The organism is Trichlorobacter sp. (genome assembly GCF_030247655.1).
Taxonomy (GTDB): domain Bacteria; phylum Desulfobacterota; class Desulfuromonadia; order Geobacterales; family Pseudopelobacteraceae; genus Trichlorobacter.
The window spans coordinates 1-18,674 of the sequence record NZ_JAOTRZ010000046.1 but is presented as its reverse complement, the minus strand read 5'-3'; the positions used below and the strand labels follow the sequence as shown (position 1 = coordinate 18,674).

At 54.7% G+C, this 18,674-nt stretch carries 17 protein-coding genes and 1 pseudogene; 5 read left to right on the top strand and 13 right to left on the bottom strand.

Annotated features, from left to right (window positions below; translation table 11 throughout):
* Positions 1–92: 92 nt before the first annotated feature.
* The 5 genes from gluQRS to OEL57_RS06275 are packed head-to-tail and all read right to left on the bottom strand — an operon-like array spanning position 93 to position 6,449.
* Positions 93–986, bottom strand: coding sequence for a tRNA glutamyl-Q(34) synthetase GluQRS (gene gluQRS, locus OEL57_RS06295; RefSeq protein WP_300738652.1), 894 nt, complete (start codon positions 984–986; stop codon positions 93–95).
* Positions 983–3,631 (bottom strand): CBS domain-containing protein, encoded by a 2,649-nt coding sequence (locus OEL57_RS06290; RefSeq protein ID WP_300738651.1) that lies wholly within the window; start codon positions 3,629–3,631, stop codon positions 983–985. The genes gluQRS and OEL57_RS06290 overlap by 4 nt, the downstream gene beginning before the upstream one ends.
* 4 nt (positions 3,632–3,635) lie before the next feature.
* Positions 3,636–4,622, bottom strand: coding sequence for a UDP-glucose 4-epimerase GalE (gene galE / locus OEL57_RS06285; protein WP_300738648.1), 987 nt, complete (start codon positions 4,620–4,622; stop codon positions 3,636–3,638).
* A 14-nt stretch (positions 4,623–4,636) separates the two neighbouring features.
* Positions 4,637–5,404 carry a sugar phosphate isomerase/epimerase family protein gene (locus OEL57_RS06280; RefSeq protein ID WP_300738645.1) on the bottom strand — a complete coding sequence of 256 codons (768 nt, stop codon included), beginning with the start codon at positions 5,402–5,404 and terminating at the stop codon, positions 4,637–4,639.
* Positions 5,397–6,449 (bottom strand): potassium channel family protein, encoded by a 1,053-nt coding sequence (locus tag OEL57_RS06275; RefSeq protein WP_300738642.1) that lies wholly within the window; start codon positions 6,447–6,449, stop codon positions 5,397–5,399. The genes OEL57_RS06280 and OEL57_RS06275 overlap by 8 nt, the downstream gene beginning before the upstream one ends.
* 195 nt (positions 6,450–6,644) lie before the next feature.
* On the opposite strand from OEL57_RS06275, the gene OEL57_RS06270 reads away from it, so the two are divergent.
* The 5 genes from OEL57_RS06270 to OEL57_RS06250 are packed head-to-tail and all read left to right on the top strand — an operon-like array spanning position 6,645 to position 11,037.
* The gene (locus OEL57_RS06270; RefSeq protein ID WP_300738640.1) at positions 6,645–7,325 is read left to right on the top strand and encodes a GntR family transcriptional regulator; all 681 of its coding nucleotides are present in this window, start codon (positions 6,645–6,647) and stop codon (positions 7,323–7,325) included.
* A gap of 9 nt (positions 7,326–7,334) precedes the next feature.
* Positions 7,335–8,741, top strand: a complete 1,407-nt coding sequence (gene selA / locus OEL57_RS06265; protein ID WP_300738638.1) for an L-seryl-tRNA(Sec) selenium transferase — start codon at positions 7,335–7,337, stop codon at positions 8,739–8,741.
* Positions 8,738–9,454 carry a 2-C-methyl-D-erythritol 4-phosphate cytidylyltransferase gene (gene ispD / locus OEL57_RS06260; RefSeq protein WP_300738635.1) on the top strand — a complete coding sequence of 239 codons (717 nt, stop codon included), beginning with the start codon at positions 8,738–8,740 and terminating at the stop codon, positions 9,452–9,454. Before selA ends, ispD begins: the two co-directional genes overlap by 4 nt.
* A 2-nt stretch (positions 9,455–9,456) precedes the next feature.
* Complete coding sequence (locus OEL57_RS06255) at positions 9,457–10,527, top strand: hybrid sensor histidine kinase/response regulator (RefSeq protein ID WP_300738633.1); 1,071 nt, start codon at positions 9,457–9,459, stop codon at positions 10,525–10,527.
* Positions 10,528–10,545: 18 nt separating this feature from the next.
* Positions 10,546–11,037, top strand: coding sequence for a thioredoxin fold domain-containing protein (locus OEL57_RS06250; RefSeq protein WP_300738630.1), 492 nt, complete (start codon positions 10,546–10,548; stop codon positions 11,035–11,037).
* Positions 11,038–11,393: 356 nt separating this feature from the next.
* On the opposite strand, the gene OEL57_RS06245 is transcribed toward OEL57_RS06250, so the two are convergent.
* The 8 genes and pseudogenes from OEL57_RS06245 to OEL57_RS06210 form a co-directional block, all read right to left on the bottom strand.
* Complete coding sequence (locus tag OEL57_RS06245) at positions 11,394–12,239, bottom strand: FAD/NAD(P)-binding protein (protein ID WP_300738627.1); 846 nt, start codon at positions 12,237–12,239, stop codon at positions 11,394–11,396.
* A 126-nt stretch (positions 12,240–12,365) separates the two neighbouring features.
* Positions 12,366–13,370 carry a 4Fe-4S dicluster domain-containing protein gene (locus tag OEL57_RS06240; protein WP_300738624.1) on the bottom strand — a complete coding sequence of 335 codons (1,005 nt, stop codon included), beginning with the start codon at positions 13,368–13,370 and terminating at the stop codon, positions 12,366–12,368.
* 17 nt (positions 13,371–13,387) lie between these two features.
* Complete coding sequence (locus OEL57_RS06235; protein WP_300738623.1) at positions 13,388–14,311, bottom strand: 4Fe-4S dicluster domain-containing protein; 924 nt, start codon at positions 14,309–14,311, stop codon at positions 13,388–13,390.
* A 1-nt stretch (position 14,312) separates the two neighbouring features.
* Entirely contained in the window at positions 14,313–14,813 is a 501-nt protein-coding gene (locus OEL57_RS06230) for a hydrogenase iron-sulfur subunit (protein WP_300738622.1), read from the bottom strand.
* Positions 14,814–15,074: 261 nt separating this feature from the next.
* Complete coding sequence (locus OEL57_RS06225) at positions 15,075–17,072, bottom strand: CoB--CoM heterodisulfide reductase iron-sulfur subunit A family protein (protein ID WP_300738620.1); 1,998 nt, start codon at positions 17,070–17,072, stop codon at positions 15,075–15,077.
* Positions 17,073–17,486, bottom strand: a complete 414-nt coding sequence (locus tag OEL57_RS06220) for a response regulator (RefSeq protein WP_300738618.1) — start codon at positions 17,484–17,486, stop codon at positions 17,073–17,075. It abuts the gene before it with no gap.
* Positions 17,487–17,495: 9 nt separating this feature from the next.
* On the bottom strand, positions 17,496–18,374 hold the full coding sequence (locus OEL57_RS06215; RefSeq protein ID WP_300738615.1) for a CoB--CoM heterodisulfide reductase iron-sulfur subunit B family protein: 879 nt from the start codon (positions 18,372–18,374) through the stop codon (positions 17,496–17,498).
* Positions 18,371–18,674: pseudogene (locus tag OEL57_RS06210) on the bottom strand (heterodisulfide reductase subunit C); the annotation flags it as partial. The gene OEL57_RS06215 and the pseudogene OEL57_RS06210, both read right to left, overlap by 4 nt.

Below are 18,674 nucleotides of genomic sequence, written 5' to 3'. Positions count from 1 at the left end.
TGGGGCTGGCGAAACCCAGCAAGTTGTGGTTTCTCACCGACCCACGCATTGGTGCCAGCCACCGTTTTGGTGATGGACTAACCGGATTCCGATTAAGCCTTGGCTTTCCTTTTTAGCCAGAAATCTGAGGGCTGGGACTGAGCCCAATGCAACAGCTCTCCAGACGATGCTTCAACCAACTCCGCCGGGATCACCAGCCCAAGAAACTGAAAACTCCATCTCAACAGCTCAGACTCTTTTCCAACCATCCTGCCATCGGCCAGCGAGACCGTATTGTCCCGCTTACTCAACTTTGCCCCGTCCGGTCCAGTCACCAGCGGCAGGTGACAATACTGTGGCAACGGCCAGCCCAGTAACTGATGGATCAGAACTTGACGCGGGGTGGAATCCAACAGGTCATCCCCACGTACCACCTGGTTGACGCCGGTCAGCTGATCATCCACCACCACCGCAAGTTGGTAGGCAAAAAAACCCTCAGCCCGCTTGACTACAAAATCACCTGTTCGATCCAGCTCCGTAGTTATCCTGCCGTGGCGCAGATCATCAAAAGCGATCTGCACCCCATCGGTGCGCAGCCGCCATGCCCGTGGCTTACGGCCAACCAACAGACCGCTACGACAGGTACCAGGATAGGCAATCTCCTCACCAGGATGAGGGGCCGAGGCACTGCGGGCTATCTCAGCCCGCGAACAACCACAGGGATACACCGCGCCCAGCTTCCGTAACTGTTCAAAGGCCTCGGCATAGGCTTCGGTATTGTCGCTTTGACGGGTAATAGCGCCGTCCCAGGAAAGGCCGAACCGCTCCAGGGTCCGCAGGATATCATCCTCAAACTCCTGACGACAGCGTGGCCCATCCAGGTCGTCAATCCGCAGCAACCACTGACCACCAGCAGACTTAGCCATCAGCCAGCTGCCCACCGCAGCAACCAGAGAACCTGTGTGTAACGGACCGGTGGGAGATGGAGCAAAGCGGCCGATTATCATTTAACTGCGCCTTCTGCTATCAGCTGCCTGGCCAATGCCAGTTCCTCATCCTTTGAGGCGATCAAGCCATCCAGCCGCGCTGCCAGCAGCCGCTCCTTAAGGCTGCGGATAGCTGGCCCGCGCACGGCCCCCAGGGTCTGCAGCTCAGTACCGCTGACCAGGGACTTTGCGTCGGCAAGTCTGGTCAAGTAATGCGACACCAACCGGCGCAGCTCTTCCTTGCCACTGCGGGCCAAGCCGTACAGCAGCAGTTCCACCGGCATGCCATGCAGCAGGGTGTAAAGCTGGCTATTGGAAATTTCCTGTCCTCGCCCCAACGCCTGCCGCAGGTGCTGCAAACGTTTCAGGGCATTATGACGATGCCCGAAGACCCGCTCCATCAAACGCTCCGGCATCATCAGACGCTGACAAACCTCCAGGTACTGGGGAGAATCAAGGCGGTCCATCAAGGCCAGAAACCAGACCGTCCACGGTTCCAGTGGTTTATCCAGATAGAGCAGCTGATACCAGGCCAGTACCCGTTCAAGCTCGGCAAAAAGTTGCTCACTGTCTGGACCGAAGCGCAGTTCACTGTGGATGCAGGGCAACAGACTCAGCTGAGCCATCCGCTTGACCGCCAGGGTTGGTTCCTGCTCTTTCAGTATCTGGATCAATTCCCCCATCAAGCGCTTGCCACCAACCCGCTCCACCAGTCCGGCCCGGACCGCAGAACGCAGCAGACCTTCGGTATGGGGATCAAGCTGGAAACCCAGCCGCTGCTCAAAGCGGATCGCCCGGAATGCACGGGTCGGATCCTCCACAAAAGAAAGGTTGTGCAGCACCCGCACCGTCTTGGCCTGCAGGTCCTTCTGGCCGCCAAAGAAATCAAGCAGGATACCGAAACGGTTGTTATTCAGACAAAGCGCCAGGGTATTGATGGTAAAATCACGGCGATAGAGGTCATGGCGCAGTGAGGCCCGCTCCACCGTGGGCAGTACCCCGGGTGAATCGTAATATTCCAGGCGGGTACTGGCCACATCAAGCTTGCGACCATCGGGAAAAACCACCACTGCCGTACCAAAGGCCTGATGGGGGCGTACCCGGCAGTCATGCTGTTTGCCAAAGGTCTCGGCAAAAAAGATACCGTCCCCCTCCACCGTAATATCAAGATCAAAGTTAGGAAGATCCAGCAGCAGGTCCCGCACAAAACCACCCACCGCATGCACCGCCAGCCCCTGTTCATCACCACTGCTACCCAACAGTTCCAGCATCAGCACTGAATCAGCTGGCAGACGCCTTCTGAGCAGGGCGACCAGATCCCGCTGCTTTGGTTCCGGCGAGAGCCGTTCCAGATCGTACAGACTCTCACCATCAGTGCTGCTACCGTGCAGGTGCCGCAACAGGTCCGTGCGGGTCACTACCCCCACCAGCTGTTCAGCCTCAAAGACCGGCACAAAACGGCGGTCGCCACCCACCATATGATCCATCACCGTGGTAAGGGGAGTTTCCGGGGTGGCACGCATCACTGCAGTATACATCACCTCGGTTACCGGCCGGTCACCAAGGCCATGGTAGACGGTCTTTTCAGCCACCTTACGGGTGATAATCCCCAGCAGCTGCTCGCCCTGCAGCACCGGCATGGCGCTGTAGTTGTAACGCACCAGCAGATCACGGGCTCCCAGCACGGTTGTTTCTGCAGCCACACTACGAACCGGTGATGACATAATCTGTCCCACTGTCTTACGTGGATGTACTATCAACAGAAGATTACGCTCCAGCCGCTCCAGAACAACGGACAACGGTTCGCCCTTGACGGTTGCCGAGGCGGCCGAGGCATGTCCGCCGCCGCCAAAGAGGCGCAGCAGCTCCCCCACATCCACTTCAGGCACCCGACTGCGGGCCACCAGATAGACCCGGTCCGCCATGGCCACCACCAGCACCAGCAGGTCCAGGTTTTCCATATCCCGCATCATGTGGGCCAGACCGGCAACGTCCCCGACATACCAGGGACGGCTGGCATGGGCCACGGAGAGCCGCACTCCACTGACTTCACTGGTCTTCAGGGTTGCCAGCAGATCATGCAGCAGCTCCACCTGCGGTGTGGTCAACTCAGGTGACAGGATCTCATCGGCCAGGTGCAGCCGTGCCCCCCGCTCCAGCAGCCAGGCAGCAGCCCGATAGTCCTCTGGCGTCGTCGTAGGAAACAGCAGCCGCCCGGTATCTTCATGAATGCCCAGCAGCAAAAGGGTCGCCTCTGCTGGGGTCGGCTCAATCCCCCGCTCCCGCAGCAGTTCAGTCATAATGGTGGCAGTGGCGCCGACAGATCGAATAGCCCCGCCTGATGCGCTGATACTATCAGCAGTGGCTGGGTGATGATCATAGAGATGGACAATCAAGCCAGGACGATCTAACAACTCGGCAAAACGCCCAATACGTGACGGTTCCTGACAATCAACAATAATCAGACGGGTGATCCGGGAGAGATCGATCTCTTTGGAACGGACAAGCGGGGGGAGCAGGTCAGGATGGCGTGCAGAAAAATCGCGCAGGTTTTTTTCCTGCGAACCGGGAAAAGAGAGCCGGGCTCCCGGATACAGCCGCCCGGCAGCAGCCAGGGAGCCCAGACAGTCGAAGTCAGCATTCAGATGTGAGATGACCAGATCCATGGGATCACTTTCCGGCTAATTTACTCTCCCAACGCCAGGCATCTTCAACAATAGTCTGCAGTGAATCAAAGCGTGGCCGCCTGTCAGTCAGCTGCTTGATTTTTTCCGCCTGGGCAATCAAACAGGCTGGATCGCCGGGGCGACGCCCCTCTTCAACCACCTTGAAGTCAACACCACTGACCTGTTTAACCATGGCCAGCACTTCTCGCACGCTACCGCCTTTGCCATAGCCCACATTGATGGCAGTGGACTCACCACCCTTATCCAGGTAGCCAAGGGCGGCCAGGTGGGCTGAAGCCAGGTCTTCAATATGGATGTAGTCCCGAATACCGGTACCGTCCGGTGTGGGGTAGTCTGTGCCGTAGATGGCTGCCTGCTGACGCTGGCCAAGGGCGGTCTGGCAGGCGATCTTGATCAGGTGGGTGGCCTCTGGAGTACGCTGCCCGATCCGCGCCAACGGATCCGCGCCGGCAACGTTAAAGTAGCGCAGGGCAACGTACTTGAGACCGTGGGCAGCAGCGGTATCTCGCAGCATCCATTCACTCATCAGCTTGGAAGTCCCATAGGGGTTGATCGGTGCCAGCAGGGTCTCTTCGGAAGCGCTGCCCCCTTCAGGAAATCCATAGACGGCCGCAGTGCTTGAAAACACAAAACGCTGAACGCCAAACTTCACACTCGCTTCCAGTAGCCCCAGGGTGTTGCGGGTGTTGTTGCCGTAGTACTTGAGCGGCAAGGAGACCGACTCAGGTGCCACAATGGCAGCGGCAAAATGCAGCACGGTCTTAAATTGATGCGCTTTAAAAACCGCTTCCAGGGCAGCATGGTCGGCCAGATCAGCCTGGATCAGTTCTTCGCCATGCAGCAGGGCATCTTGAAAGCCGGTGGAAAGGTTGTCATAGACCACCACAGAATGGCCTGTCTCAGAAAGCTGTCGCACTACATGGCTACCAATATAGCCACATCCACCGGTTACCAAAATTTTGTCTGACATACTTTTTGTCCTATCTATAGATATCGTTGGATTGCCTGCATTGATCGTTCCAGACGTTCACGACTGTGAGCCTCCAGGGTCCAGACCGCCTGAGGGGCGTACTGCTTCAACAAATCCGTTACCTTTTGAAAATCAATCTCCCCTTCACCAACCGGCAGGTGTTCATCAGCTGTGCCGTGATTGTCGTGCAGATGACTTTCAATAATAAAACTGCCCAGGGCAGCAAACCACTCTTCCAGGGAAACGGTGCAAAACATATTGAAATGCCCACTATCAAAACAGTGGCCAAAGAGGGTTCTATCAAGCTGATTCAAGACCTGCACCAGAGTTGAGGGTTCTTCTTCAAAGATATTTTCAAGGGCAACCAGACAGCCCGCCTGCTGGATACGGGCTTCCTGCTGCTGCCAAAAGTCAACGGTGTTGGCAACCCAGACATCCACAGCAGAACCGTAGGAAAGTCGACTGTAGCCGGGATGAAACACCACCACCCGGGCCTTGAGCATCTCGGCACAATCCAGGGTCTGCTCAACCCTTTGGCGGGTGGTTTCACGTACTGCCCGATCAACCGAACCGGGATTCAAATCCATAAAGGTGGCATGAATGGTACAGGACAGGCCACGACTGACCAGCTCATCGGCTAACGTCTTCATCTGCCTCGTATCCAGTGTATCAAGGGAATCTGCAGGCAGGTACAGCTCAGGATTAATCCGTTCACTCAGCAGGTATGAGCGATGTTCTTCAAGACGGGGCCAAGGCACATGGGCGCAGAGCAGACTAGGCATGGACAGCATCCCCCTGTTTACGGCGTGCGCTATGCCCTGGTTCTATCCGGTGCTTGACCAGTTCTTCAAGTTTATCCACCGATTCAGGATCGCCCAGCACAATCAGGGTATCCCCCTCGTCAATGGCTGCCTGGGGATTGGGATTAAAGACCATGTGACCATGGGATTTCTTGATGCCGACAATAATGACACCGGTCTCTTTACGAAAGCCGGTGCTGACCAACGTATGACCGGCAAATTCTGAATCATGGGGGATGCTGATCTCCTCCATCTGCAGATCAAGGTGTTCACTGGCAGTGGCAATCTCGATAAAATCAACCACGTTGGGACGCAGGATTGATTGCGCCATCCGCATGCCGCCGATGGCATAGGGTGAAACCACCTTGTTGGCCCCGGCCCGCTTCAATTTCAGCTCCGTCCCTTCTTCGCCGGAGCGGGCCAGAATATGCAGATCCGGGTTCAACCCCCGGGCCGTCAAGGTAATATAGACGTTCTCCGAATCCGAGGTAACCACCGAGACCAGACCTATGGCCCGCTGAATACCGGCCCGGACCAGGGTTTCATCAAGGGTGGCATCCCCCTTCATCCAAAGGTAACGATTATCTTCAATCCGCTCCACCACATCGGTATTGCGCTCTACAATCACAAACGGAACGTCATTGGCTGCCAGCTCGCGACAGATCATGGAGCCGATCCGGCCAAAACCACAGATGATGTAATGATCCTTGAGGGCATCTATCCTTTTTTCCACCTTTTTCCTCCCGATGATCCGCTGAATCTGCCCTTCAAACATCAACTGGGCCACGCTGCTGACCAGGTAGCCCAGGGTACTGACCCCGAATACGATCAAAACCATAGTAAAAAGCTTGCCCTGATCAGTCAGGTCATGGACCTCTTTAAATCCGATGGTGGCCAGCGTTATCACCGTCATGTAGATTGCGTCCAGAAGACTCCAGCCCTCAATGACCGTGTACCCGCTGGCCCCCATGGTCAACAACAACAGAAGTACGAAAATCGATATTTTAAGTCGCCTGACCGGATCCATGCACAAACCTCTATCTGATTCAGATGCTGCACCCTACTACCTGATCTAGTAAAATTCAAGCGCCTTTGGTGCATTTAGCGCCATAACAAACCAGCTTTACAAGCAGAACTCATGAAAATAAAATCGATTCAATTGACAAACAGTGCATACTGTATACAATAATACCACTATCTTTGGGAGCTGCCACCGGACACCATGAAAAGATTAAAAGAAAAACACCTGACTCTGCGGGAAAAGATTCTTGAAACCATCCGTGATGCAATCATATCCGGGACAATACGCTCTGGAAGTCGCGTATCAGAACCGGACCTTGCCGAGCGATTCGGCATCAGCCGCACCCCGATCCGGGAGGCATTCCGACAGCTTGAGTCAGAAGGCTATCTTACTGTAATACCTCGTAAGGGTGCAGTGGTCAGCGCCTTTACCCAGAAGGATGTAGAGGAGTTTTACGCCATCAAAAGTATTCTGGAAGGGTATGCTGCCCGGCTAGCCTGCAGTAAGCTGAGTACCAAAGAGATTGAGCGGCTTCAGACCATTAATGAGCGCTTGTCAGAACTGTGTGAACATGCTGACATCAAACAGTTTTTCAAGGTTCATAACGATTTCCACGATCTCTTTATCAAGGCGGCTGACAACGATAAACTACGGGAGATGATCAATCTGCTGGTGACCCGTTTCCAGCGGCTGCGTCTGATGTCCCTTTCACAACCGGGTCGGATGGCGGTTTCAGTGCAGGAACATACCAAAATCATAACTGCCTTCCGTGAGCGCAACTGCGAAGCTGCCGAACTTCTGGTACGTAAAAATGCCGAGTACGGTGGCAAGGTGCTGCTGGACGAAACCGCCTGCCTACCAGGCGAGGCAATGGATCTGTAGGATACCGCCATGAACGGATCAGCACAGGATACCAGACGCAAACTCCCCAAAATGGACAAGGTACTGTCCTGGCCAGAAATCACCTCACTGCGGTCGCTCACCAGCCATGTCGGCCTGAAAAATGCGGTCCGCAACGTACTTGACCAGCTGCGCGCGGCAGTTTCTTCCAACCCTGCAACCGATCTCACCCCCACCTCCATCAGCCATCTGGTGCGCAACCAGATCCGTATTGCCGAGACCCCCAGCCTGCGGCGTGTAATCAACGGCAGCGGAGTTGTGGTACACACCAATCTGGGACGATCTCCCCTGCCTCATGCCGCAGAGACAGCACTGCGCGACACCGCCTGGGGCTACAGCAACCTTGAATTTGATCTGAAGCAAGGAGAACGTGGCGAACGGTACAGCCATGTGGAGAATCTGATCTGCGAACTGACCGGTGCTGAGGCGGCCCTGGTGGTCAACAATAATGCCGCCGCAGTAATACTGGCCCTTTCAAGTCTGGCAGAAGGACAGGAAGTAATCGTCTCCCGTGGAGAGCTGGTCGAAATCGGTGGTTCCTTCAGGATTCCTGATGTGATGCGTCAGAGTGGTGCAACACTGGTAGAGGTTGGCACCACCAACCGGACTCATCCCCGCGACTATATCGGGGCAATTACCGAACAGACAGGCCTGCTATTGAAGGTCCACACCAGCAACTTTGCTGTGGTTGGCTTCACGGCAGAGGTCAACACCGAGGCCATGGTACGGATAGGACAAGAAGCAGGCGTGCCGACCATGGTGGATGCCGGCAGTGGCTGCCTGATTGATCTTGCACGCTTTGGCATCAGCGGCGAAGCCACAATTCAGCAGCACCTGCAAGCCGGGGCCGATATCGTTACCTTCAGCGGTGACAAGCTGCTGGGGGGCCCCCAGGCCGGGCTGATTGCGGGCCGCCGTGATCTGATAGAGAAGATGAAACGACACCAGCTTTTGCGGGCATTACGCATTGATAAGCTGACGCTTGCGGCACTTGAGGCTACCTTACGTCTCTACCGCGACGAGCGGGTGGCGCTGACTGAAATACCAACTTTGCGGATGCTAACCATGCCGCTGGATGAGATCTCCAGCCAGGCACGCCGGATGCTGCGTCGCCTGCGGACTCTCCTGCCCCAACAAGTTACCTTGACCCTGCAAGATGGATTTTCAAGTACCGGCGGTGGATCCTATCCTCTCCTGCAGCTACCCAGCCGCTTGATTGAGGTAACCGTTGACTGCATTTCACCCAGCCGTCTTGAAGAGATGCTGCGCAGCACCACCCCGCCAGTGGTGGGACGGCTCCAGAAAGACCGGTTTCTGCTGGATGTACGTACCCTGACCGACATTGAGATTCCACTGATTGCCTCAGCCGTCATGCAGACACTTGAGATGCCCTTATGAACAAAGCACGTGCCTTTGCCTTGATACCTGCAGCTGGAATGGGAAAGCGGATGGGGGCATCCATGAACAAGCAGTACCTGCAGCTGGGAGGCAAACCGATTGTTGCCCGCACCCTGCAGGTATTCCAGGACAGCCCGTTCATCAGCGGCATCATACTGGTCATCCCGGAAGACGAGATCCCCTACTGCCGTCGAGAAGTAGTAGAAAAGTATCATCTATCCAAGGTGCTCGATGTTGTTCCCGGCGGTTCTGAACGCCAACATTCGGTTCTGAATGGCCTGAACTCCCTGCAAAACCACGCGTCAGTTGATGATATCATCCTGATCCATGACGGTGTGCGGCCCTTTATTGACGAGTCTACCCTGCAGCAGTCCATTAACCTGGCCAGCACCGGAGTTGGTGCCTTGGTTGCGGTTCAGAGCAAAGACACCATCAAGGTGGTGCGGGATGGCGTTGTTGTCTCCACACCGGAACGTTCAACCCTCTGGCAGGCCCAGACGCCCCAGAGCTTCAGGTATGGGCAGATCCTGCAAGCCCACCACCATGCAGTACAGGATAACTTTGTCGGCACTGATGATTGCTCACTGTTTGAGCGTAGCGGTGAACCGGTCAAGATCATTACCGGCAGCTACCGCAACATCAAGATTACTACACCGGAAGACTTGGTGCTTGCCGAGGCCTTTCTGAGTCAGCAAGGCGGAGGTCAACCATAAACATGGGTACGAAACAGATTCTTATCGTTTCAAACGGCACCACTGCGTCCCAACAGGCATTCCAGCTCCTTGCAACGGCCCCGTACCAGTTACATCAGGCTGCCACCTGCGAAGAAGCTCGCATCACCATTAAAAACCAGCGGCTGGATGCCATCCTGCTTGGCTCTCCCCCCCATCAACATTGCCTGCCCTCTCTGGAGCACCTGCAGGAATCAGGCAGTGATCCGGCAGTAATTGCCCTGCTTGACGCCAATGAACAGGAGCGTTATCTGGACTGCCACAAACAGGGAGCCCTGGACTGCCTGATGGCACCTTTCAGTGTTGAGCGGCTGGTAAAAAGTATTGAACGCTGCCTGGCAATCAAATCACTTGAACGTGAAAAAAGGGATTTCATTTCCATGCTTTCCCATGACCTGAAAAATCCGCTTACTGCAGCCATCGGATCAATTGATCTGGTCAGGGAAAAGCGGCTTGGCCCACTTAACCGCGAACAGGGCAGCTACCTGCTTTCAGCCATTGAAAGCTGCAATGAAGTGGTTGCCATGATTGACAACCTGCTGGATATTCACCGGCTTGAGGCGGGTAAACTTGTCTTTCACAAGGCGCCGGCCAACCTGTCAGAGCTGACACAGCAGGTAGTTGCAGGATTCCGCGGCATGATCAAACATGCCCAGATACAGTTGCATCTCCAACTGGAAGAAGATCTGCCGCTGCTGGATCTGGATAAAAACAAGTTTTCGCGGGTGATTGCCAACCTGCTTGCCAATGCAGTTAAGTTCACCCCCTGCGGTGGGGAGATTACTATCCGTTGCTACTGCGGTGTCTCAACTGACTCAAAAGTAGCAATCATGCTTAGTATCGCCGATACCGGCAATGGCATTGCAACGGTTGAGTTGCCGATAATCTTTGACCGCTTTGTCCAGGCCCGCAATCAGGCAGGACGGGGCAGCGGTGGCAGCGGCCTGGGGCTGGCATTCTGCAAGATGGTTGTTGAAGCACACGATGGCGCTATCACCGCTGACAGCCGCGAAGGCATTGGCAGTGAATTCACCATTACCCTGCCACTTCCATAACAACGACGGAGAATTACCATGATTCAACGACTCCTGTGTACCCTGATCCTGCTGGCAGGTCTGCTTGTTTCCGGCACCGCCTCTGCTTCAACGATTGATTTGAGCAAGGCACTGGTAATCGGCAATGGCCCCAAAAAGGTGATTGAATTTACCGACCCGGATTGTCCTTTTTGTCGCAAGGCATCGGCCTATTTTCACAACCGCCGAGACATTACCCGCTATGTTTTTTTCAACCCGCTGGCAATGCACCCCCATGCACGGCCCAAGGTGCAGTATATTCTTTCCAGTCCAGACAAAGCACAATTATATCATGATGTTATGTCCGGCATGGTTGACCGGATGGATGCCAAAAACCTGCCGGTTAGTGCGGCGGGTGTGAAGTTGCAGGAAGAACAGCAGGCCATTGCCAAAAAGGCCGGCGTTGACTCAACACCGACCTTCATGATTATGGGCAGGATTATTGAGGGATTTGATCTACCGAAGATTGAGGAGTTGCTGGGGAAACCGTAGGCACCACTTCATCCCAGACAAACGGCCCGGCGAATTCATCGGGCCGTTGTTCGTTCTGTAGTAAGCTCAATCAGAAATGCCCCGTTAGTGACAACGGAACGAGGATTTTTAGCAAGGTCGCGGAAGGTGAGCGTTGACGCGGAGGCGTACAGAACAGTACGCCGCACAAGGAGATGCGAAGCCTGACAAAAAGATTGCGGAAAAAGACCGTTCCAGCAGGTTGCTAAAAATGTCATGAGGAAGGTCGGATACAAGGCGCACGGCGCGCAGCGACTGAGACATAACAAGCAGTTAGGCGAAGGAGCGAGCACCGTGCAACGCAGTAGACGACCTCCGCAGTAGTTTTTAGCAGTCTGCTAATACTCCAGCGGCATCGCCTTGACTTGCTTGGCAGTAAACACCGGCCCATCCTTGCAAACATAGACGTTACCCACATTACAGCGGCCACACTTGCCCAGACCGCACTTCATCCGGTTTTCCAGGGTGGTGTAGATCGCCTCATCACCAAAGCCCAACTTTTCCAGCACCGGCAGGGTAAACTTGATCATAATCGGCGGGCCACAGACTAGTGCAATGGTATTTTCCGCTGATGGCGCTACTTCATCCAGCACCGTTGGCACAAAGCCCACCTTGCCATCCCATTCCGGTCCATTACCGCCAGGATCAACCGTCTTGACCAATGTCACATCACTACGTTCCTGCCATTCAGCCAGCTCCCGCTTATAGACCAGATCCGCCTCAGTCCGGGCACCGTAGACAATAGTGATATCACCAAACTTGTCCCGCAGGTCCAGACAGTTCCAGATCAGGGTCCGCAGTGGTGGCAAGGCAATGCCGCCGGTCACAAACAGCAGATTTTTGCCATAGAACTGCTCAATCGGGAAGGAGTTACCGTAGGGACCACGCACCCCCATGGTATCGCCAACCTCAAGTCGGCGCAGGGATTCAGTTACCCGACCAACAGCCCGGAAGCAGCACTCGATATACCCCTTACGTGTTGGCGATGAGGCGATACAGAAGGTGGATTCACCGGCCCCAAAGGCAGAGTATTCGGCAAACTGACCAGCCCGAAAGCTAAAGTTCTCACGTAGCTGCTCATCCTGAAATACCAGCCGCAGGGTTCGGACATCCGGGGTCTCGTCAATAACTTCTTCCACAGTAGCCAGATAGGGAAGGTAGATGTTTGCATTTCTATCACACATTGCTAAAACCTTATCTCAACGCAGAGTACACAGAGGAGCGCAGAGGAAAAAAGATAAAAAATAAAATGTTTTTGAGGGCATCCCCCCATTCATTTAATTTTCTCTGCGTCCTCTCCGGTAAAAAGTCTATTTTTTCTCAATCTCTTCCAGCACCCCGGCAATATCAATCCCCACCGGGCAGACCCGGATACAACGCCCGCAACCGGTGCAGAGGGTCTGGCCAAACTTGTCATCGTAATATTTAAACTTATGCATGATCCGGTTACGGTAACGCTTGGGTTGCAGGTCGCGCGGGTTGTGGCCTGAGGCATGGTTGGTGAACTTGGAGAATCCGCAGGCATCCCAGAACTTACGCCGCTTGCCGGCCTTTTCTGATCCTTCATCAACAATATCAAAACAATGGCAGGCAGGGCAGACAAAGGCGCAGGCCCCGCAACCGACACAACGGACGGCAATGCTGTCCCAGGCCCGGTCTTCAAAGTGGTCATCCAGCCAGGCCTTGATCTTCTTCAGGTCAAGCGGCTGTAGTGCAGGGGTAGCCAGGGCCTGGGTCTGAGTGCCATCCGGCTCAGAGAAGCGGTCTTGCCAGGTGCTGAAAAAAACCTCACCTTTTTCGCTCTGACTCTCCACCAGAAAACCGCCTCCAACCATCGGGGTCAACAGCAGGTCTGACCCTTTGGGATCATTGGGAGAGAGGCCAACGGCGGTACAGAAACAGGCGTCGTCAGCCGTAGTGCAGGCCAGGCCGATGATGGTGGTCTTTGCACGTCGTGCCAGAAAAAACTGATCCTTGTAATCCCAGGAAAAGACCGCATCCAGCACCGGAACCGCTGCTGCGTCACAGGGCCGCACACCGAACAGAACGGTCTCAGGGAAACGGGCAGGATCAATATCCTTCAGTTCAATCTGCTGTCCCTCTTTACGGTACTCAAGCAGGTCTTCGCAGACCGGGAAGAAGGCCTCCTTGATCGAACGTCTTGGCAGTTCATCGGTAACCAGATCCGATGCAGAGGCAAGCGGCTCATACAGCACCATGGTGCCGGACTGGCGTGGTCCGACAACCCGCTGCCCTTTCAGGAGCAGGCTGTCGATCAGCAACCGCAGGTTGGCTTCAGTTATCTGTTTCTGCATACGTGGTATCTTTCGTCCTAGCGGATAAACGATTGGTCGTCATCTTCACGGTAACTGGTAAGTGGTCCGGTATCCCGCACCTCAAACCCGGCCTCACTGTTAAACAGCTCTTTTAACTCCTTGGCCATCTTGCGGTTAAGGAGGTTAAGCGGTATATCCATCGGACAGACCCGCTCACACTCGCCACAACCGGCACAGCGACCTGCCAGGTGCATGGCCCGCACCAGATGCCAGGCGGTGTTGCCCGATGGCCGGGGTGTCTGTTCCACCATCTGGGGCCGGTTACGGTCACACAAGCACTGTTCACAGAAACAGAACGGACAGACCTGACGGCAGGCATAGCATTTGATGCACTTACTGAACTGTTCTTTCCAGAATTCCCAGCGTTCAGAGGGTGTCATCGCCTCAAGCCGGGCGATTTCAGTGGCATAGCGTTTCTCAAGATCAGGCAGGGGAGCCGGTGTAACCGCCGGTATAAAATCACACCCCAGAGGGAGCTGATCAGTGCATTCACAGCATTTGGAGGCGATGGTCTCTGATGTCAGCTCTGCTGATGGCTTGAGCAGTGAGCCAAGCACACCGCTACAGGGGATGCCGATCAGGTAGAGATTCTCCCGCTTGAGTTGCGATTCTCCCAACAGCCCAACCAATGCCTTCAGGTCACAGCCTTTGACCACAATCCCGATTCTGCCGCTCTTTGGCACATCCTTTTTGGCCTTGGTCAGGTAGACCACCAGATCATTCAGGCAGCCAGCTGAAAAGAGTAGTTTGTCAGCCTCATCAGCAGTGGTGATCACAATCGGCTGGGTCGTGCCGACCCGACGGCCTGCTGTGTAACCGATCACCGCAGAAACAGTGCTGTCAGACAGGATGCGTCGTGCCTCGCTGCGGATGGCGTCGGTTATGGCGCTGTAGCTGGATATGTCAATGGTCTGTATCATGTTACATCGCCTCGTACACGGCCTGCAGCTCCGGGTTGTTCAGGCCGCCTGACCACTGTTCTTCCAGAACCAGGTCTTTAAACTCCACCATTGGCCCCATGGCCCGCACCTTCTCAGTCAGGTCAGTCACCACCTCAACCCACTTGCCCCCTTCTGCGGCCGAAACCCAGGAAAACTGAATCCGGTTCAGGTCAACACCGATAAACTCAAGCAGCTTGCGGAAGGCGGCAAAACGGCGGCGGGCATGGTAGTTACCGGCAATGTAGTGGCAGTCACCGGGATGACAGCCGGAGACCAGTATGCCATCAGCCCCTTGCTGAAATGCCTTGAGGATGAAGACCGGATCAATCCGACCGGTGCAGGGGAATTTAAGCACCCGCACGTTGGACGGATACTGCATCCGGCTGGTACCGGCCAGGTCTGCCCCGGCGTAGGTACACCAGGTACAGACAAAGGCGATGATCTTTGGTTCAAAGGTATGTTTCTGTTTATCAACATGCATCGGTAAAACCCCATAAGAGACAAATCAAACCATTTAACGCCCGTTCGCGCTGCTCACTCGAGACGCTAAGACGCAGAGAAAAGCAAAGGCTTGTTTTTTGTTATGTAACTTAGAAAAAGCATTTGAAACACAGAGGGCACAGAGCAACTGTGTTATTGAACTGCTGGTTTTAGGTTTAAAGATCAAAATTAAAATTTGTTTGGTTCTCTCTGCGCCTCTGCGTCTTGACTCTAAACCTCTGCGTTAAAAATGCCTTTTGCCTTATAACGCCTCAATCATGGCCACAATCTGTTCATCAGTATAACCATCCAACTCAACAGACTTGGAAGGGCAGGTGGCCTGACAGGTGCCGCAACCGGCACAGACACCGGGATTCACATAGGCTACGGTTTTAATCAGATTGCCCTGACGATCACGGATCTCTTTCTCTTCCACCGCACCGTAGGCACAGACCTTTTTGCAGGCAAAGCAGCCGACGCAGCCGTTTTCCTTGACCCGCGCCACAATCGGCTCCCGCTCCAGCTTGTCTTTGGCAAACAGGGTCATGACCTTGGCAGCCGCAGCCGATGCCTGTGAGACGGTATCCGGGATATCCTTGGGCCCCTGGCAGGCACCGGCCAGATAAATCCCGGCAGTGGCGCATTCCACCGGCCGCAGCTTGGCATGGGCTTCAGAGTAAAAATTATACTTATCGTAGGAGATCCCCAGCTTTTGAGCCAGACCATCGGCCCCTTTCTGTGGTTGCACTGCCGTGGCCAGCACCACCAGATCAGCCTCAATCTCCACCTGAACACCAACGGAGATATCACTACCCATGACAACAATCTTGTCTTCCTTCTGATACAGACGGGAAACCATGCCACGGATATAGACCGCTTCTTCATCCTCAATGGCCCGCCGCCAGAATTCATCGTAGCTTTTGCCAGGCACCCGGGCATCCATGAAGAAGACGTAGGCCTGGCCATCATGCACTTTGTGGTGGTAGAGCATGGTGTGCTTGGCGGTGTACATGCAACAGACCTTGGAGCAGTAGGAGATCCCCTTTTCCCGTGACCGCGATCCGACACACTGGATAAAGACCACCTGCTTCGGCTCTTTACCATCTGAAGGACGCAGGATCTTGCCACCGGTGGGGCCGGAGGCTGAAGCCAGCCGCTCAAAGGTCATGCCGTCAATCACATCCGGGATCTTGCCGTGACCAAATTCACCATAGCCTTTGATGGGTGATCCTTTTGGTTTTTCGGTGATGCGGTATAGTTCAAATCCGGTGGCAACGACGATGGCGCCAACCGGCTCAACGATCAGTTGGTCTTGCTGTTCAAAGTCAACAGCGCCAGGTCCGCAGACTTTCTGGCAGACACCGCATTTGCCAGTCTTGAACATGGTACAGTTTTCACGATCAATCACCGGCACGTTGGGGACAGCCTGGGGGAATGGCACGTAGATGGCCGTCCGCATCCCCAGATTGCAGTCAAAGCTGTTAGGGATCTTCTTCTGGGGGCATTTTGTCATGCAGACCCCGCAGCCGGTACATTTATGCTCATCCACCGAGCGGGCCTTCTTGCGGACCGTCACCTGAAAATTGCCGATATAGCCATCCACCTGCTCAATCTCGCTGAACGTGTGCAGGGTTATGTTGGGATGGTTGGCAACATCCACCATCTTGGGGGTCATGATGCACTGGGAACAGTCCAGAGTGGGAAAGGTTTCGGAGAGCTGGGCCATGTGCCCGCCGATGGAAGGTTCACGCTCCACCAGCACCACCTGATGCCCGGCATCAGCAATATCCAGCGCGGCCTGTATTCCGGCAATACCGCCGCCGATTACCAGCGCACGCTTGGTGACCGGAACGGTGATGGTGGGTAGCACCCGGTTCTTCTTAACCCGTTCCACCAGCATACCGACAATCTCGATCGCCTTCTGGGTGGCCTCTTCCCGGTCTTCATGCACCCAGGAGCAGTGTTCACGGATATTGGCCATCTCGCACAGGAACGGGTTCAGGCCAGCCTGTTCGACAGCCTTACGGAAGGTGCGTTCATGCATACGGGGCGAGCAGGCTGCCACGACTACCTGGGTTAAACGGTGTTCAGCAATGGCATTCTTGACCAAATTCTGGCCGGGGTCGGAACACATGTACTTGTAATCGGTGGCAAAGGCCACACCCGGCATTTTAGCTGCCTGGGCCGCTACCTGTTCAACATCCACCGTACGGGAGATATTCTCACCGCAATGACAAATGAAGACACCAATACGGGACATCTAGGCACTCTCCCCAGGAATCAGATCCAGCTTACGCAGGGTTTTGACCAGTTTTTCCGGCTGCACCGGCTTTACCAGATGGGCAGCCGACTGCGCCGCCACATAGGCCTGAATCACATCCTGAGGGGTGCTGAGTGATGACAGCACCACAATCTGCACCCCTTTTTCAATACTGATGCCCTGTTTCTCTTCATGGCTGCGGATGGCCTTAGCGGCCTCCAGTCCATCCATTTCAGGCATAACAATATCCAAAAGTATCAGGTGATACGGCTCATCAGCCTTCAGGGCTGCAGTAAATCGCTCCACCCCTTCAAGACCATTTTCAGCCTGATCACACTGGGCATAAGGCTCCATCTGCAGGGCCAGCATCTCACGACTTAATTCATCATCCTCTACAATCAAACAACGCAGCATAATCCCGCCTTACTTTAGTTTTTTATCCCTGAGCAGTTTCTGGGGACTGACAATCAGGGCATCCAACCCCAGACGTTCCTGCGGTACTCCCAGAGCCAGTCCCACCAGCTGAGTCAGGTAAAAGATCGGCAGCCCATAACTGGTTTCATAGACGCCTTCAATCTCTTTCTGACGGATATCAAGATTTCCATGACAGAGTGGACATGCCACCACAATACAGTCGGCACCGGCAGTTTTGGCCGATTCCAGCACTGCGTTTGAAAGTTGCTGAACCACTGGAGGACGAGACAGGGTAAAGTTTGCGCCGCAACATTCAAGCCGGTGGGTCCAGGCTACGGTCTGGGCTCCAACGGCTTCCATCACCTGCTCCATAATGGTTGGTGCCTCGGTACAGTCCAGATTCGGTACGTCGGTGGGGCGGGTCAGCAGACAACCATAATAACAGGCTACTTTCAGATCGGAGAGCGGTTTCTTTACGGCTACTGCCAACTGCTCCAGCCCGTAATCCCGCACCAGAATCTCCAGCAGATGCTTTACCCGTCGCTCCAGATGCACCGGCCCGTCAATTGCCTTTTCAACCAGCTTGCGCTTGGTTTCGTTCTCACCCAGAATATGCTGGGCAAACTTCAGGCGGGAAAAACAGGAGGCGCAGGCCACCGCCATGTCACCAGAAACCTGCTCGGCAAGTTCAAGGTTTTTGGCTGACAATGACAGCGAAAGCAGCTCATCCACATTATGGGCCGGGGTGGCTCCACAGCAGATCCAGTCCGGTATCTCCTCAAGACCGATCCCCAGGTTTGCAAAGACCTCACGGGTGGACAGGTCATATTCAGAGGCGGAGGCGTGCAGCGAACAGCCGGGGTAGTAAGAATAGCGTAAGGCTGTCACAAGGCTTCTCCTTTGCGCCGCATTTCTTCAATACGGCTGAAAATTTTCTCCACCTCAGCCATATTCTTGTTCTTCTGATGGAAGACCTTCAGCTTACCCTTGGAAAGCAGCTTGGGACCCAACAGCATATCTTTCAGAAACTGACCTGATTTCACATTGAATACTGCCGCCAATCGCATCTCATACTGGCGACCGTAGGTACGGATATTTTCCAGAAAGAGACGATTAGCAAGCTGGACATAGCTTTCTTTTGAAGGGCCATCCTGGTCCCATGACAGTTTACGCAGGGCATCCATGATG

Excerpts from the sequence above, each read along its gene's own strand:
- gluQRS (WP_300738652.1), bottom strand. The coding sequence starts at position 986 with ATGATAATCGGCCGCTTTGCTCCATCTCCCACCGGTCCGTTACACACA.
- OEL57_RS06290 (WP_300738651.1), bottom strand. The coding sequence starts at position 3,631 with ATGGATCTGGTCATCTCACATCTGAATGCTGACTTCGACTGTCTGGGC.
- galE (WP_300738648.1), bottom strand. The coding sequence starts at position 4,622 with ATGTCAGACAAAATTTTGGTAACCGGTGGATGTGGCTATATTGGTAGC.
- OEL57_RS06280 (WP_300738645.1), bottom strand. The coding sequence starts at position 5,404 with ATGCCTAGTCTGCTCTGCGCCCATGTGCCTTGGCCCCGTCTTGAAGAA.
- OEL57_RS06275 (WP_300738642.1), bottom strand. The coding sequence starts at position 6,449 with ATGGATCCGGTCAGGCGACTTAAAATATCGATTTTCGTACTTCTGTTG.
- OEL57_RS06270 (WP_300738640.1), top strand. The coding sequence starts at position 6,645 with ATGAAAAGATTAAAAGAAAAACACCTGACTCTGCGGGAAAAGATTCTT.
- selA (WP_300738638.1), top strand. The coding sequence starts at position 7,335 with ATGAACGGATCAGCACAGGATACCAGACGCAAACTCCCCAAAATGGAC.
- ispD (WP_300738635.1), top strand. The coding sequence starts at position 8,738 with ATGAACAAAGCACGTGCCTTTGCCTTGATACCTGCAGCTGGAATGGGA.
- OEL57_RS06255 (WP_300738633.1), top strand. The coding sequence starts at position 9,457 with ATGGGTACGAAACAGATTCTTATCGTTTCAAACGGCACCACTGCGTCC.
- OEL57_RS06250 (WP_300738630.1), top strand. The coding sequence starts at position 10,546 with ATGATTCAACGACTCCTGTGTACCCTGATCCTGCTGGCAGGTCTGCTT.
- OEL57_RS06245 (WP_300738627.1), bottom strand. The coding sequence starts at position 12,239 with ATGTGTGATAGAAATGCAAACATCTACCTTCCCTATCTGGCTACTGTG.
- OEL57_RS06240 (WP_300738624.1), bottom strand. The coding sequence starts at position 13,370 with ATGCAGAAACAGATAACTGAAGCCAACCTGCGGTTGCTGATCGACAGC.
- OEL57_RS06235 (WP_300738623.1), bottom strand. The coding sequence starts at position 14,311 with ATGATACAGACCATTGACATATCCAGCTACAGCGCCATAACCGACGCC.
- OEL57_RS06230 (WP_300738622.1), bottom strand. The coding sequence starts at position 14,813 with ATGCATGTTGATAAACAGAAACATACCTTTGAACCAAAGATCATCGCC.
- OEL57_RS06225 (WP_300738620.1), bottom strand. The coding sequence starts at position 17,072 with ATGTCCCGTATTGGTGTCTTCATTTGTCATTGCGGTGAGAATATCTCC.
- OEL57_RS06220 (WP_300738618.1), bottom strand. The coding sequence starts at position 17,486 with ATGCTGCGTTGTTTGATTGTAGAGGATGATGAATTAAGTCGTGAGATG.